Consider the following 13700-nt stretch of genomic DNA (forward strand, 5'->3'; position numbering starts at 1 on the left):
ACCACGCCCGGCGCGGCGGGGATCCGCGCCACGCCGACGCGCCCGGATGGTCCTGCGCCCTTCACCCTCCCAGAGCGAGGCCCGCGCCGTGCCGCGTCACACGGCGCGGGCGAGCGCGTCGCGGGCGGCCTGCCCCGCCGTGTCGCGGTCCGCGGGGACGAGACCGATGCGTGTGCGCCGGTCGAGGATGTCGCTCTCGTCCAGGGCGCCTTCGTGGCGGACGGCCCAGAGCAGCTCCGCGCCGGTGACGGGGTGGCCGGGCACGACGGGCCGGGCGAGGCCGGGGTCCCGGACGCCGAGCGCGTGCACCGCCACGGCCTCGGAGCCGTAGCGGTGCACCAGCCGGGCCGGGACGTCGAGCCGGGCCAGGGCGTCCGGCCGGGCGGCGCCGACGAGGGCGACGGAAGCGGTGCGGCAGGGGCCGGCGGCGAGGCCGCGGACGGCGACGGCCCGGTCGACGGCGTCCTGGGCCATCCGGCGGTAGGTGGTGAGCTTGCCGCCGACGACCGTCACGACCCCCTCGGGCGACGTCAGGACGGCGTGCCTGCGGGAGATGTCGGCGGTGCGGCCGCCCGCGTCCCGGGTGTCGAGGAGGGGCCGCAGTCCCGCGAAGGCCCCGACGAGGTCGTCGCGGCGGAGGGTGACGTCGAGCGCGGAGCCGAGGACGTCGAGCAGGAAGCCGATGTCGGTCTCCGGCACGTCCGGCACGTCGGGGACGTCGCCGTCGACGGGTTCGTCGGTGAGACCGACGTACACCCGGCCGTCGCCCTGCGGCAGGACGAGGACGAAACGGTTGGTCTCGCCGGGGATCGGGATGTGCAGTCCGGCGGAGAGCCGGCCGAGCGCCTCCGAGCGCAGGACGAGGTGGGTGCCCCGGGAGGGCCGCAGCGTCACGTCGGGGACGAGTCCGCCCGCCCACACCCCGGCCGCGTTGACGACCGCGCGGGCGCGGATCCGCAGTTCCTCGCCGGTCGTCTCGTCCCGCGCCCGCGCGCCGTCGCCGGTGATCTCCAGGGCGCGGATGCGGGTGAGGACGCGGGCGCCGTGGGCGGCCGCGGTGCGGGCGATCGCGGTCACCAGGCGTGCGTCGTCGGCGAGTTGTCCGTCCCAGGAGAGCAGTCCGCCGCGCAGTCCCGCGGAGCGCAGGGCGGGGGCGAGATGGCGGGTCTCGACGGCGGACAGGGTGCGCGGCGCGGGCAGGGTGGCACGTGAGGTGCGGGCGGCGGCGCGCAGCATGTCGCCGGCGAGGAAGCCCGCGCGGGCGAGGGCGGCCTGGCTCCGGCCGACCAGCGGGGTGAGAGGCAGCACGAAGGGCTGGGCGCGGACCAGGTGGGGGGCGGTGCGCTCCATGAGGATGCCGCGCTCGACGGCGCTCTCGTGGGCGACGTCGAGCTGTCCGGAGGCGAGGTAGCGCAGTCCGCCGTGGATGAGCTTGGAGCTCCAGCGGGAGGTGCCGAACGCGAGGTCGTGGGCGTCGATCGCGGCGACGGAGAGCCCGCGGGCGGCCGCGTCGAGGGCCGCTCCGGCCCCGGTCGCGCCGAGGCCGACGACCAGCACGTCGACCTCGGTCCCGGCGGCGAGTTCGGCGAGTTCGCGGGCGCGGCGCCCGGCGTTCAGCGAGGAGGCGGGCAGGGCGGGGCCGCTGCGGGGCGTGGGGTTCATGGCGTGAGGGTCCTCTCCAGCAGCGTGCGCAGTTCGCCGAGGAAGGCGGCTTCGCTCAGGTCGGGGTCGGTCTCGTCGGTCATGGTCCGCAGCGAGAGCGTGAAGGACTGCACGACGAGGAGCAGGGAACGGGCCTGGAGGTCGGTGCGGACCCGCCGTACGGATCCGTCCTCGTGACCCTCGTCCAGGGCCGTGCCGAGGAGTTCCAGGAGTGCCTCCTGGCTGGCGCCGCGCCGGTCGAGGACGTACGGCAGCAGCAGCTCGGGGTCCACGTCGAGGATCTTGTGGAAGAGCGGATGGGCGCGGAACGCGGCGGCGCCCGCGACGAGGCCGTCGACGATCCGGGCGCGGAGGGGGCGGGGGTCGTCGGCGGGCGGCATGGCGCCGGCGGCGACCGCGACCCACTCACGGGTCATCAGGTCGCCGACGAGCGTGCGCACGTCGGGCCAGCGCCGGTAGAGGGTCATCCGGGAGACGCCCGCGCGCCGGGCGACGTCGGTCAGGGTCGTGCGGCGTACGCCGACGGCGAGCACGCAGTCGCGTGCGGCGTCGAGCACGGCATCTGCGTCCGAGTGGTTGTGACGAATGGGCGTCATCTGTCACAGTGTAATGCCCGTACGGCCCGAGCGGCAGCGCCGTCCGTCGGAGAGACCCTGAACAGCCCGTGAACAGCACCGTGAGGACCTTGCGAAGTGGACATGTTGTGGAGCGGCTGGGGCGACCCGGCCAAGGCGGCCCCCCTGCCCGACGCGGTGACCGGCCTGCTGCGGGACCTGCTCGGCGTCACCCCGCGCGAGAGCGGCCCGGCAGGGCTCGGTGACATCGAGGTCCCCGCGCCGCCGCTGACCGACGAGGCCCGCGCGGCGCTGCGGGCGGCCGTCGCCGCCGGGGACGGACTGCGCGAGGACGCCGAGAGCCGGATCCGGCACACCCGCGGCAAGTCCACCCCCGATCTGCTGCGCATCCGCGCCGGCGAGGTCGAGGACGTCCCGGCGGCGGTCCTGCTGCCCGCCGGTCACGACGAGGTGCTCGCCGTGCTGCGCGCCTGCGCCGCCCACGGCCTGGCCGCGGTGCCCTTCGGCGGCGGCACCTCCGTCGTCGGCGGCCTGAGGCCCGAGACGAAGCGGCCGTTCGTCGCGCTCGACCTGCGCCGCCTCGACCGGCTCCTCGCCGTCGACGAGGTGTCCCGCACGGCGACCCTCCAGCCCGGACTGCGCGGACCGCAGTGCGAGGAACTGCTCAACGCCCAGGGCTGGACGCTCGGGCACTTCCCCCAGTCCTTCGAGTGGGCGTCCGTCGGCGGCTTCGCCGCGGCCCGCTCCAGCGGCCAGGCGTCCGCCGGCTACGGCCGCTTCGACGAGATGGTCCTCGCCCTCACCGTCGCCACCCCCGAGGGCACCCTGGAGACCGGCCGCGCCCCGCGCTCCGCCGCCGGCCCCGACCTGCGCCAGCTGGTGCTCGGCTCGGAGGGCGCCCTCGGCGTGATCACCTCCGTGACCGTGCGGATACGCCCCCTGCCGCGCACACGGGTCTACGAGGGCTGGCGTTTCGCCTCCTTCGAGGAGGGCGCCGCCGCGCTGCGCCGCCTCGCGCAGGACGGGCCCCGCCCGACCGTGCTGCGGCTGTCCGACGAGACCGAGACCTTCGTCGGACTGGCCCAGCCCGACGCCATCGGCTCCGCCGGCATGCCGCAGGACCCCGGCTGCACGGCCGTCACCGGTTACGAGGGCACCGAGGAGGAGACCGCGGCCCGCCGCGCCGCCGCCCGGGAGGTCCTCCTCGCCTGCGGCGGCGAGTACCTCGGCGAGGAACCCGGCGACCGCTGGGAGCACGGCCGCTACGACGCCCCGTACCTGCGCGACGCGCTGCTGGACGCCGGGGCGTTCGCCGAGACGCTGGAGACGGCCGGCTTCTGGTCCACGCTGCCCGAGCTGTACAGGTCGGTGCGCGAGGCGCTCACCGGCGCCCTGACCGCGGCCGGCACCCCGCCCCTGGTGATGTGCCACATCTCGCACACCTACGAGAACGGCGCCTCGCTGTACTTCACCGTCGTCTCCGCCCAGGGCGAGGACCCGGTCGCGCACTGGGAGCCGGTGAAGCGGGCCGCGAACGACGCCGTCCTCGCCGCGGGCGGCACCATCAGCCACCACCACGGCGTGGGCACCGACCACCGCGACTGGTACGCCCGGGAGATCGGCCCGCTGGGAGTCCGCGTGCTCCAGGCCGTCAAGGCCGAGGTCGACCCGGCCGGTGTGCTCAGCCCCGGCGTCCTCATCCCCGTCCGCTGACCCCCACGTGCCGTACGGAGGCCGATCCATGCGACAGTTCACCGCCGTGGTCAACCCCGCCGCGGGCGGCTCCAGCGGCGCGGCGGGCCTGCTCCCGCTGGCCCGGCTGCTGCGGGAGGCGGGCGCCCGGCTCGACACCGTGTACAGCAGAAGCCTGGAGCACGCGCAGGAACTCGCCCTGCGGGCGGGCGCCGAGGGGCACGTCGTCCTCGCGGTCGGCGGGGACGGCATGGCCGGCCGTGTCGGCGGCGCGCTGAGCGGCACGGGCACGGTGTTCGGTCTGGTCCCCGCCGGCCGCGGCAACGACTTCGCCCGTGCCCTCGGACTGCCCTCCGACGCCGCCGGTCTCGCCCGGGTGCTGCTGGAGGGCACACCCCGGGCCGTGGACACCATCGAGGTGGAGTCCGCCGTCCACGCCGGGGTCCGGGTCCTCGGCAGCGTGTACGCGGGCGTCGACGCGGTCGCCAACCGCCACGCCAACGCCTCCCGGGTGCTGCGCGGCGCCGCCTCGTACTACGCGGGCGGCCTGCGGGCGGTGCTCGGCTGGAGCCCGGCGGCGTACCGCGTCACCGTCGACGGTGTGCCGTACGAACGCAGCGGCTACACCGTCGTCGCCGCGAACTCCGGCTTCTACGGCTTCGGCCGGAACATCGCCCCCGGCGCCCTCGTCGACGACGGCCTGCTGGACGTCGTGATCGTCGGACACGCGCCCAAGCGGCTGTTCTTCGCCACGATGAACGAGCTCAGGACCGGCGCCCATGTGAACCGCCCTCAGGTCGAGATCCTGCGCGGCAAGGAGATCCGCATCGAGGCCGACCGCGCCCTGCCCTACGGCGCCGACGGCGAGGTCGACGCACAGGTGCCGGTCACCGTCCGGGTCCTGCCCGGCGCGCTGGACGTCCTCGCGTGACGTCCGCTCCCCGGCCCCACTGATCCGGCCCGTTCGGGGTACTCGCGCCCTCACCGGATGGCGGGGCCCCGACGGGCCCCGCCCGGCACGGACGACAAGACGGGAGGTGAGCGTCGTGTCGAGCGCACGACCGCCCTACGCCCCGGCCGACGAGCGGACTCGCCGGCCGGAGGACGAACCGGTCGGCGAACTGGTGCAGCGGGCCTCACGGCAGCTGACGGAACTGGTGCGCGGCGAGATGAGACTGGCGCAGGCGGAGATGAAGGAGAAGGGCAGGCGGTACGGCAAGGGCGGCGGGCTGTTCGGCGGCGCCGGCGTCGTCGGCTTCCTCACCCTCCAGGCCCTCGTGGCCACCGCCGTGGCGGCCCTCGCGGTGCCGCTGCCGGTGTGGGCCGCGGCGCTGATCGTCACCGCCGTACTGGGCCTGATCACCGCGGTCATGGCCGCGAGCGGCAGGAAGCAGTTCAAGGAGGGCGCGCCGGCCGCTCCCGAGCGGACGATCGACAGCGTCAAGGCCGACATGGCCGAGATCAAGGAGAGTGCACAGCGATGACCCGCTCATCCGACGACGACCGGACCGCGTCCCCCGAGCGGCTGCGCGAACAGGTCGAGGAGATCCGTCACGAGCTCGGCGAGACCGTCGGGGCGCTGGCGGCCAGGAGCGACGTGAAGGCCAGGGCGCAGCGGAAGGCGGCCGACGTCAGGCAGCATGCCTCCGCCACGGCAGGACAGCTGAGGACACGGGCGGCCGGTCTCGCGCACCAGGTGCAGGACAAGGTGCCCGAGCCGGCGAAGGACACGGCGGCCCGGGGAACGCGCGCGGCGCGGGACCACCGCGCCCTGCTGGTCGCCGCGGGCGCGGGCGCCGCGCTGGTGTGGGCGGCGTACCGCTCCCGGAGGAAGTGAGCGCGGGAGCACGCCCGGACCTCCGGCGCGGTGACCGGTCCCGCGCCCGGTACGGTCACCCGCGGGACCGTCCGGGCAGGGGCCCGGCAGGCCCACCACCTGTGACCCACCGCCCGCAGGGCCCCTAGGAGCCCTCCCGGGCGGCGTCGGGGTCCGGGAGGACGGCCGTCTCGATCAGCCGGTGGGCGTACGTCCAGGCTGCCTCCTCCACCCAGGCGGCCCGGACCGTGCGGATCCAGAAGACCGGCAGGGCCAGCTCGGTGAGGACGAGCACCGCCGACACCACCGCGTCCGCGGTGTCCGCCGGAGGCCACCCCAGCGTCACGCGCAGCAGCACGGCGAGCAGCCCGGCCGCGCAGGCGGCGAGCGCGACGGGCCGCAGGCCAAGGCTGTTGCGGCGGAAGCCGTACTCGCCGTTCTCCTCCGCCACCAGCTCGGCACCCGGCAGCGCCCGGGCCCTGACCCGCAGCACCGTGCCCGCCGCCTCGTACACCGCGTCGGCGTGCCCCGGGTCGGACAGTTCCTCCTGCGCCGAGGGCATCCGCAGGGCCGGGCCGGCGATCTGCTCTATCCGCGTGTGCAGGTACGCGAGCCGGGCCGGCTCGATCGGGCCCCGCCGGCGCAGCAGCTGCACCGACGGCTTCCCGCCCCAGCTCTCGAACAGCCCCGGCTCCAGCCGTCGGCCCCGGCTCCGGCTGAACTGCCCCAGCAGCAGCGGCAGTCCGCAGACCAGCACGAGCACCCACACGCCGCGGGCCGCCGTCCAGTCGGGGACCAGCAGGGCCGGCGGCAGCGCGAGCGGCAGCGCCGCGATCAGCACCGGGCGGATCCGCGCCCGCCAGGTGTACGGGGCCAGCACCCGGGACAGCATGCCTTGTTCCATTGCCGGTCCCCCCTCTCCGGACACGTCCCCACGGTCCAGGAGAAGGGATACCCCCGGGGCACGACGGCCGAATCGCCCTGCGGCTACAGGGGATCGGTCGCCGTGTCGATGACCTCGTCGAGGACGTCGCGGGAGCGCAGGAGGTCGGTGATGAGGCGGTTGATGCGCTCGCGTTCCGCGGCGAGCCGGTGGACGAGTTCCGGGGTGGCGATCTCGCCCGGGCGGCCGTCCGCGTCCCTCATGCAGGGCAGCAGCCGGCCGATCGTCCGGCTGTTCAGCCCGGCGGCGTAGAGCGTCTGGATGCGGACGACGCGGTCGACCGCCCAGTCGCCGAACTCCCGGTGGCCACCGGGGGTGCGCTCCGAGCGCAGCAGTCCTTGTGTCTCGTAGTAGCGCAGAGAGCGCTCGCTCACCCCGCTGCGCCGGGCCAGCTCACCGATCCGCATGCCTCACCTCGTGGGACGACGCCTTGAACCCGACACTGCTGTCACTTCCTACCCCGCCGTGAGCGAGTCGTGACGGTGGCGTGGCGGCCGCGAAGAGGTTGCGGCGGGCCCTGTGTGAGCCCGCGTGCGCAGGGTAGCCGCCCCGCACCGACGCAGGCCGCGGCGAAGTGGAGTGGAAGACACGTGTGGGTGGATCGGGCCGTCGCCCGGGGGACATGAGGGGCGTGGGCGCCGCGTCCTGTCCCGACGAGCCGTCCGGGGCGCTGGCCCGGCAGATCGTCGACGCGGTGGACCAGCTGGTGGCGCTGTGGTTCACGGCCGTCGACGAGGTCAGTCCGCGGGTGCCGCCGCGCGGGATAAGGGCGCTGCAGGCCGTGCGCCGCCGGCCCGCCCTCAATGTGACGGCGCTGGCCGAGCAGCTGGACGTGGGACTGCCCACGGCCAGCCGGCTGTGCGACCGGCTGGAGGCGGCCGGGCTGCTGGAGCGGTGCGCGCGGCCCGGCGACCGGCGTGAGGTGCATCTGGTGATGACGGACCGGGGACGCCGGTTCCTCGCCGACCTCGGCGAGCGGCTCTCGGCGCGGCTGGGCGGTGTGCTCGACGGTCTGCCGCCGGAGCGGCGGCTGCTGCTGGAGGAGATGCTGCGGTCCTTCCAGGAGCCCCCTGACACCCGGCGAGCCCCCTGACACCCGTCCGGGCACGGGGGCCCGCCCCCGGACGGCCGCCGGTCAGGCGTACGGCGCCGCGCGGAGTTCCGGTTCCTCCTGCACATGGCAGAGCAGCAGGCAGACGTCGTCGTCGTGCTCGGAGTCGTCCAGCAGGGGCCGCAGGAGCCGGTCGGCGGAGCCCTCCAGGTCGTCGGCGAGGTCGGCGGGGCGGGCGTCGGACAGGGCGTGCGCGAGACGCAGGATCCCCGGGTCTATGCCCTGGGCCCTGCGTTCGACGAGCCCGTCGGTGTACAGGGCCAGTGTGGAGCCGGGCGGGAGCGGCTCGGTGTGGTCGGGGATCTCCTGCTGGAGGGGGATGCCGAGCATCGCGCCCGGCTTGGCGTCCAGGGTGCGTACCCGCCCGTCCGGGGTACGCAGGACGGGCGGGGGGTGTCCCGCGGCGGCCCAGGTGAGTTCGCCGGTTCCCGGCCGGAACCGCGCGATGACCGCGGTCGCGTAGAGATCGAGCCGCAGCTGGTGCAGGAACTGGTGCAGCTGGGTGAGCAGCGCCCCGGGCCCGGCCCCGTCGACGGCGTAGGCGCGCAGGGCCGTGCGCAGCTGGCTCATCATCACGGCGGCGTGCAGGCCGTGTCCGGTGACGTCGCCGACCACGGTGATGACGCTGCCGTCGGGCTGGGTGAACGCGTCGTACCAGTCGCCGCCGATGTTCATGCCCCGGGTGGCGGGCAGATAGCGGGCGGCCAGCGTCATGCCCCGGGTGGCGGGCAGATCGGTGAGCAGGGCGCGCTGGAGGGTCTCGGCGATGTCGCGGTTGTGCTCGTAGCGCCGGGCGTTCTCCAGCGCGATGCCCGCCCGCCGGGTCAGTTCGACGAGCATGACGGCGTCGTCGGGGTCCCAGCGCTCGCCCGGGGGCGTGAGGGTGAGCACGCCCTGCGGCGCCCTGTGGGTGAGCAGCGGGATGCACAGCAGGGGCCGTCCGGGGGCGAGGGCCGACGGCGGCTGGTCGTCCACCCCGGGCAGCCCGCCGGGGTGGGCGGCGGCGTACTGCGGCCGGCCCCGGCGGGCGGCGACGACGGCGGCGGCCGGGTGCGGGACCCTGCGGCGGGCTTCGTCGGCGGGGTCGAACAGCCAGACGTCGACGGTGCGGGCGTAGCGCGGTACGAGCAGGGCCGGGAGCAGCCGGACGATGGCGTCGGGGTCCAGGGAGGCCGTCAGGGCGGCGCTGGCGTCGGCGAGGAAGGTGAGTCTGCCGCGGGCGCTCTCCGCCTCCCGGCGGGCCTTCTGTTCGGCGGCGAACAGTTCGCGCTGGCGCTGCCCGGCGGTGTCGAGTTCGGCGTGCAGGGCGACGACGCCCTGGTTGGTCTGGTGGAGTTCCTCGCGGTGGAACGCGACGAGGGCCTCCTGCTCGTCGAGCTTGTCCAGCAGCAGCGCGGCGTCCTCGTCGGCGGAGAACAGCGCCTCGGCCAGGGTGGCGGGATCCTCGGCGACAGGCCCGGCGGCGACGGCGCCGGCGTCCTCGGAGCAGACGGCCGTGGCACGCCAGGGCGGGCGCTCGCCGGCCGCCCACGGATCGGCCGCGCGCACCTCGACGGTGAGGCCGTCGCCCCGCGGCGGCACGAGCACCCGTGCTCCGACCACCCAGACACCGCCCTTGGTGAGGCACTGCCGCAGCTGGGCGGTGAGCGCGGCGATCAGGCGGGTGCGTTCCACGGGGCCGACGCCGCAGGCGGCGGCCAGCCGGGCGGTGGCGATACGGGCCCGAGCGGCGTCGGTGACGGTCTGGACGTACCAGGTGCGGTTCATCAGGCGCGGTCCGGTGGGGAGGGGTTCAGTACGACGACGGCGGTGTCGTCGCGTACCGGGCGGGCGGGGCTGCTGGCGTCCCGCACGATCACGGCGGCCACGACGGCGGGGTCGAGCGAGGCGGCGGGCAGGGCGGGGTCGGGGCTCCAGCGGCCGGGCAGGCCGTCGCTGTGCAGGACGAGCGCGCTGTCGCCGTTCCACTCCTCCTCCTGCACGGGCAGCCGGGCGGGGAGGTGCGAGCCGACGATGCCGGGGTGCGAGAGCAGGGGCCGCCAGGCGCCGTCGCGCAGCAGCCGGGCCCCGATGTTGCCGACGCCGGCGAAGGCCAGCCGGCCGGCGGCGGTGTCGAGCTGGGCCACCGCGACGGCCGCGCCCCGGGTGCGGCGCAGCGCCTCGTCCAGCCGGCGCAGCAGTTCGGCCGGGGGCAGATGCGCGCAGCGCCGTACCTCCGTCACCGCCGTGGAGGAGGCGTGGGCGGCCTGCTCGCCGTGGCCGAGGCCGTCGGCGAGCATCAGGGTGAGCCGGTCGCCCGAGCGGACCCAGGTCCAGGCGTCGCCGGAGAACTCGGCGCCCGCGAAGGGGATGTTGATGCCGCCGGCCCGTGCGGGGGCGGTGGCCGCGGCGGCCGCGGCGCCGATCCTGGCGAGCGCGACCGTGCCCCGGCCGGGGGTGCTGTGCAGCCGGAAGTCGTCGGCGGTGCGCAGACAGGTGCCGAGCCCGGCGCCGAGGGAGTCCTTCGTGGAGTAGCCGTCGCGCAGGGCCGCGGTCACGTCGGCCATGCCGGGGCCGTGGTCGACGGCCAGTATCTGCATCACCCGGCCCTGTTCGTCGCCGGGTGTCCGCGTCGCACCGGCCCGTTCGCCGGCGGGGAGCGGCGCCGGCGGGGCGACGGCCTCCAGCAGGACGCGGCCGCCGCCGGCGTGCTTGAGCAGGTTGGTGGCGAGTTCGGTGGCCACCAGGGCCGCTCCCGCGGTGCGGTCGTCGTCGAGTCCGGCCCGGCGGGCGGCCTCCTCGGCCGCCACCCGCACGTCCCGTACCCGGGTCGAGTCGTGCACCGGCACCTCCCACACCCGCGGCATCAGCGTGCCTCGCGTTGCCGGGGCGGCGGGGACACCCAGGAGGTCACGGTCACGGTGGTACCGCCGCCGGGGCGGGTGTCGATCTCGAAGTCGTGGACGAGCCTGCGGGAGCCGCCCAGCCCGAGGCCCAGTCCCTCGCCGGACGTGTAGCCGTCGGACAGGGCCTGCTCCACGTCCGCGATGCCCGGTCCCTCGTCGGTGAAGGTGAGCCGCAGTCCCGGTGTCCCGGCCCGGTTCACCCGGGCGCATTCCACCTGTCCTCCCCCGCCGTACACGAGCGCGTTGCGCGCCAGTTCGCTCGCGGCGGTGACCAGTTTCGTCTGGTCCACGAGCCCGAACCCGAGGCTCGCGGCCAGCTGCCGCACCTGCTGCCGTACCCACACGAGATCGAGGTCCGAGCGGATCGGCAGGCGGGCGGAGACGTCGCCGGCGGTGTGCGTCACGGACTCTCCCGGCGTTCTCGTCCGTCGCGGGGACGGGCCGCGATCTCGACCCCGAGCATGCGCAGCGCGTCCTCCGTGCTCAGCGCCGTGCGCAGCCCCGGCAGGGTCAGGCCCAGTTCGACCAGGGTGATGGCCACCGGCGGGCGCATCCCGGCGACCACGGTCTCCGCGGCCAGCAGCCGTGTCTTGGCGGCGATGTCGCTGAGCACCCGGCCCATGAACGAGTCGATGATCTCCACTCCGGACAGGTCGATGACGACTCCGGCGACGCCGCTGTCGACGACGGTCTCGCCGATGTCCTCCTGGAGTTGTTCCGCCGTGCCGTCGTGCAGGTCGCCCTGGAGCGTCACCAGCAGGACGCCGCCGAGCCTGAGCACGGGCACGCGCCCCTCGTGGGGTGACGGGAACACCCGGGTCACCGCGCTTCCGCGCCGAGACCGGCGTGCGGCACGATGTCGGCGCCCTGCTCGCGCAGTGCGTAGGCCAGCGCGTCGGCGAGGCTGGCGCGGGTGAGCACGGAACTCAGGTCGATGCCCAGGTGGACGATGGTCTGCGCGATGGCGGGCCGGATGCCGGAGACGATGCACTCCGCGCCCATCAGACGGGCCGCGGCCACGGTCTTCATCAGATGCTGCGCCACCAGCGAGTCGACGGTGGGCACTCCGGTGATGTCGAGGATCGCGAACCGCGCGTGCTGGTCGACGACGGCGTCCAGCAGGGTCTCCATCACCACCTGGCTGCGGGCGCTGTCGAGGGTGCCGATCAGCGGTACGGCGACGATGCCGTCCCACAGCTTGATGACGGGCGTGGCGACTTCGAGGAGCTGGAGCCGCTGACGGCCGATGAGCTCCTCCCCGGCGCTGATCACCGTGTCCTGCACGACGAGCCGGAGCGTGCCCATCAGGACGGTGAGCGTGGTGGTGCAGTCCCGCACGTGCTCGGCGGAGGCCGTGGAGAGTTCCGTGAGGAGGAGTTCGGTGGCCGGGTGGCGCAGCGCGTCCACCTCGGCCGAGATCTGGGCGGGGCCGGCGCCGGCCCGTGCCCTGGCGGCCGCGGTGCGCGCCAGCTGGTCGCGCACGACGGTGAATCCGCTCGCCTCGGGGTCCTCCACCCGTCCCTCGGAGGCCACCGCGGCGACGGCCTCCACGACCGCGCGGCCCGCCTCGACCGCCTCGTCCCGCGACACCGTGAAAACGGTGCGGAACAGCGCCGCCTCGGCCCAGCGCTGGGCGATCTGTTCCCGACGCCGCCGCAGGAACGCGGCGATCTCCTCCGTGGGCGGTGTCTGCTCCGCTGCCGTCGTTCGCTCCGGCACGTACTTCTCTCCTCGATCGTCTTGTCGCACTCGTTGCGGGTTTCTCCGGACCCTCACCCGCACCTCCACAGGTGAAACCGATCTCCCGGGTGGTTCGTGACGGTCCGGTACCGGTCGGCCCGGTGCTTGCCGAACAGCAACCTTCGGGGACGCGCGAGCGCCCCGGTCCGCGGCCGTTCAGCCGGCCGCCAGCGCGAGCGCCTCGTCGGCGTCGGCGACCATCGGCACGGTGAGGCTCACGCCGGTCAGGTCCAGGATGCGCCGGACGGCCCGGGTCGGGGAGATGACGTAGACGCCGCCTCCTCCGTCGCGGACCTCCTGGTACACGCGCAGGATGATGTTCATCCCCGACGAGTCCATGAACGGCACTCCGGCGATGTCGAGCAGGAAGTGGCGGCGGCCGTGGTGGAGCTGGTTGGCGAGGTGGTGCTGCAGCTCGGTCGCGGTGGCGGAGTCCAGGTCTCCTTCCACCCTGAGCAGCACGGCGTCCTCGCGGAGCACTTCGACATCGACGGACAGGGGATTGTGGGCGACGGACACGGGACCTCCCTGGGCGCTGGCGATCGGGACGGGTGCCCGATCGGACGGATTTCATGCGGCAGGGCGCTCATGCGCCCTGGACCGGCTCTTCGTGACACCGTGTCCGCCCGGGACACGGGCGGCCGGGACGGCTCACGGCACAGGCGGCGGCTCTCAGCCCGCTCCCGGTTCCGGCCGTCGGGCGCGCGGCCGCCCGGCGACGCGGCTGACGGGCCGTGACACCTGCGGCGGGGAGGCGCCGCGCCGGGAGCGCGGTGCGCCGGTGACCTCCGCCGGTTCCGCCCGCGCCTCCTGGGGACCGGGCCGCGCAGGGACCGCCCGGCTCGTGCCGTGGAGGAAGCGCTCGGTCTCCCCCGCGGCGAGGGGCGCGGCGAGGCCCGCGGCGAGGGCGGCGCACCGCGCCGGGGACAGGTCCGTCCCGGCGAGGGTGCCGCGTACGCGGGGGCGCTCCGGTGTGTCCTCCTCCGGCGCGGCGGGCCGGCCCGGGAACGGACGCGACAGCTCCCGCGCGTCCTGCGGGCGTATCCGGGCCGGGCCCTCGACGGGCGGCGGCGGCGCCGCCCCGTCCGTGGTGGCCGTCGCCTCTGCCGTGGCCGTTGCCTGCGCCACCGTCACGGCTGCCATGCCGCCCTCCCCAGTGCCGGAACCGTATGTCATTCCCCCGACTGCCCGGCTTCCCGGACTTCACTCCCCCCGCCACCACGGCAGACACCGGCCGGCCGGTGTCCGGCGCGCATCCGCCCTTCCGAAGGGGCGT

General features: G+C 75.4%; 16 protein-coding genes. 5 read left to right on the plus strand and 11 right to left on the minus strand.

What is annotated here, in order from left to right:
- Positions 1–96 precede the first annotated feature (96 nt).
- Positions 97–1662: a glycerol-3-phosphate dehydrogenase/oxidase gene (locus tag ACIQGV_RS14335; protein WP_402494398.1), complete on the minus strand. Its 1566-nt coding sequence runs from the start codon at positions 1660–1662 to the stop codon at positions 97–99.
- Entirely contained in the window at positions 1659–2258 is a 600-nt protein-coding gene (locus ACIQGV_RS14340; protein WP_402494400.1) for a TetR/AcrR family transcriptional regulator, read from the minus strand. Before ACIQGV_RS14340 ends, ACIQGV_RS14335 begins: the two co-directional genes overlap by 4 nt.
- 96 nt (positions 2259–2354) lie before the next feature.
- On the opposite strand from ACIQGV_RS14340, the gene ACIQGV_RS14345 reads away from it, so the two are divergent.
- The 4 genes from ACIQGV_RS14345 to ACIQGV_RS14360 all read left to right on the plus strand — a co-directional run bounded on the left by ACIQGV_RS14345 (position 2355) and on the right by ACIQGV_RS14360 (position 5766).
- Positions 2355–3950 carry an FAD-binding oxidoreductase gene (locus ACIQGV_RS14345; protein ID WP_402494402.1) on the plus strand — a complete coding sequence of 532 codons (1596 nt, stop codon included), beginning with the start codon at positions 2355–2357 and terminating at the stop codon, positions 3948–3950.
- Between the two features lie 28 nt (positions 3951–3978).
- The gene (locus ACIQGV_RS14350; protein ID WP_402494404.1) at positions 3979–4860 is read left to right on the plus strand and encodes a diacylglycerol/lipid kinase family protein; all 882 of its coding nucleotides are present in this window, start codon (positions 3979–3981) and stop codon (positions 4858–4860) included.
- Positions 4861–4975: 115 nt separating this feature from the next.
- Entirely contained in the window at positions 4976–5413 is a 438-nt protein-coding gene (locus ACIQGV_RS14355) for a phage holin family protein (RefSeq protein WP_402494406.1), read from the plus strand.
- Positions 5410–5766 (plus strand): DUF3618 domain-containing protein, encoded by a 357-nt coding sequence (locus ACIQGV_RS14360; protein ID WP_402494408.1) that lies wholly within the window; start codon positions 5410–5412, stop codon positions 5764–5766. Before ACIQGV_RS14355 ends, ACIQGV_RS14360 begins: the two co-directional genes overlap by 4 nt.
- Before the next feature lie 124 nt (positions 5767–5890).
- On the opposite strand, the gene ACIQGV_RS14365 is transcribed toward ACIQGV_RS14360, so the two are convergent.
- Positions 5891–6649, minus strand: coding sequence for a hypothetical protein (locus ACIQGV_RS14365; protein WP_402494410.1), 759 nt, complete (start codon positions 6647–6649; stop codon positions 5891–5893).
- A gap of 83 nt (positions 6650–6732) precedes the next feature.
- The gene (locus tag ACIQGV_RS14370; RefSeq protein WP_402494412.1) at positions 6733–7095 is read right to left on the minus strand and encodes a MerR family transcriptional regulator; all 363 of its coding nucleotides are present in this window, start codon (positions 7093–7095) and stop codon (positions 6733–6735) included.
- Positions 7096–7310: 215 nt separating this feature from the next.
- Here ACIQGV_RS14370 and ACIQGV_RS14375 point away from each other — a divergent pair, with 215 nt between their 5' ends.
- The gene (locus ACIQGV_RS14375) at positions 7311–7781 is read left to right on the plus strand and encodes a MarR family winged helix-turn-helix transcriptional regulator (protein ID WP_402494414.1); all 471 of its coding nucleotides are present in this window, start codon (positions 7311–7313) and stop codon (positions 7779–7781) included.
- Between the two features lie 42 nt (positions 7782–7823).
- On the opposite strand, the gene ACIQGV_RS14380 is transcribed toward ACIQGV_RS14375, so the two are convergent.
- The 7 genes from ACIQGV_RS14380 to ACIQGV_RS14410 form a co-directional block, all read right to left on the minus strand.
- Positions 7824–9566, minus strand: coding sequence for a PP2C family protein-serine/threonine phosphatase (locus tag ACIQGV_RS14380; RefSeq protein ID WP_402494416.1), 1743 nt, complete (start codon positions 9564–9566; stop codon positions 7824–7826).
- Complete coding sequence (locus ACIQGV_RS14385) at positions 9566–10645, minus strand: SpoIIE family protein phosphatase (protein ID WP_402494418.1); 1080 nt, start codon at positions 10643–10645, stop codon at positions 9566–9568. Before ACIQGV_RS14385 ends, ACIQGV_RS14380 begins: the two co-directional genes overlap by 1 nt.
- Complete coding sequence (locus tag ACIQGV_RS14390; protein ID WP_402494420.1) at positions 10645–11088, minus strand: anti-sigma regulatory factor; 444 nt, start codon at positions 11086–11088, stop codon at positions 10645–10647. The genes ACIQGV_RS14385 and ACIQGV_RS14390 overlap by 1 nt, the downstream gene beginning before the upstream one ends.
- A complete protein-coding gene (locus tag ACIQGV_RS14395) occupies positions 11085–11507 on the minus strand; it encodes an STAS domain-containing protein (protein WP_402494422.1) in 423 nt (140 codons plus the stop codon). Before ACIQGV_RS14395 ends, ACIQGV_RS14390 begins: the two co-directional genes overlap by 4 nt.
- Positions 11504–12403 carry an STAS domain-containing protein gene (locus tag ACIQGV_RS14400; protein WP_402494424.1) on the minus strand — a complete coding sequence of 300 codons (900 nt, stop codon included), beginning with the start codon at positions 12401–12403 and terminating at the stop codon, positions 11504–11506. The genes ACIQGV_RS14395 and ACIQGV_RS14400 overlap by 4 nt, the downstream gene beginning before the upstream one ends.
- A 177-nt stretch (positions 12404–12580) precedes the next feature.
- Positions 12581–12943 (minus strand): STAS domain-containing protein, encoded by a 363-nt coding sequence (locus ACIQGV_RS14405; protein WP_402494426.1) that lies wholly within the window; start codon positions 12941–12943, stop codon positions 12581–12583.
- Positions 12944–13096: 153 nt separating this feature from the next.
- The gene (locus tag ACIQGV_RS14410; RefSeq protein ID WP_402494428.1) at positions 13097–13567 is read right to left on the minus strand and encodes a hypothetical protein; all 471 of its coding nucleotides are present in this window, start codon (positions 13565–13567) and stop codon (positions 13097–13099) included.
- Positions 13568–13700 lie beyond the last annotated feature (133 nt).

This window comes from Streptomyces sp. NPDC093094, assembly GCF_044754345.1.
Taxonomy (GTDB): Bacteria; Actinomycetota; Actinomycetes; order Streptomycetales; family Streptomycetaceae; genus Streptomyces.

Coding starts and splice junctions, on each gene's coding strand:
- ACIQGV_RS14335 (WP_402494398.1), bottom strand. CDS start 1,662: ATGAACCCCACGCCCCGCAGCGGCCCCGCCCTGCCCGCCTCCTCGCTG.
- ACIQGV_RS14385 (WP_402494418.1), bottom strand. CDS start 10,645: ATGCCGCGGGTGTGGGAGGTGCCGGTGCACGACTCGACCCGGGTACGG.
- ACIQGV_RS14365 (WP_402494410.1), bottom strand. CDS start 6,649: ATGGAACAAGGCATGCTGTCCCGGGTGCTGGCCCCGTACACCTGGCGG.
- ACIQGV_RS14350 (WP_402494404.1), top strand. CDS start 3,979: ATGCGACAGTTCACCGCCGTGGTCAACCCCGCCGCGGGCGGCTCCAGC.
- ACIQGV_RS14340 (WP_402494400.1), bottom strand. CDS start 2,258: ATGACGCCCATTCGTCACAACCACTCGGACGCAGATGCCGTGCTCGAC.
- ACIQGV_RS14375 (WP_402494414.1), top strand. CDS start 7,311: ATGAGGGGCGTGGGCGCCGCGTCCTGTCCCGACGAGCCGTCCGGGGCG.
- ACIQGV_RS14380 (WP_402494416.1), bottom strand. CDS start 9,566: ATGAACCGCACCTGGTACGTCCAGACCGTCACCGACGCCGCTCGGGCC.
- ACIQGV_RS14360 (WP_402494408.1), top strand. CDS start 5,410: ATGACCCGCTCATCCGACGACGACCGGACCGCGTCCCCCGAGCGGCTG.
- ACIQGV_RS14410 (WP_402494428.1), bottom strand. CDS start 13,567: ATGGCAGCCGTGACGGTGGCGCAGGCAACGGCCACGGCAGAGGCGACG.
- ACIQGV_RS14370 (WP_402494412.1), bottom strand. CDS start 7,095: ATGCGGATCGGTGAGCTGGCCCGGCGCAGCGGGGTGAGCGAGCGCTCT.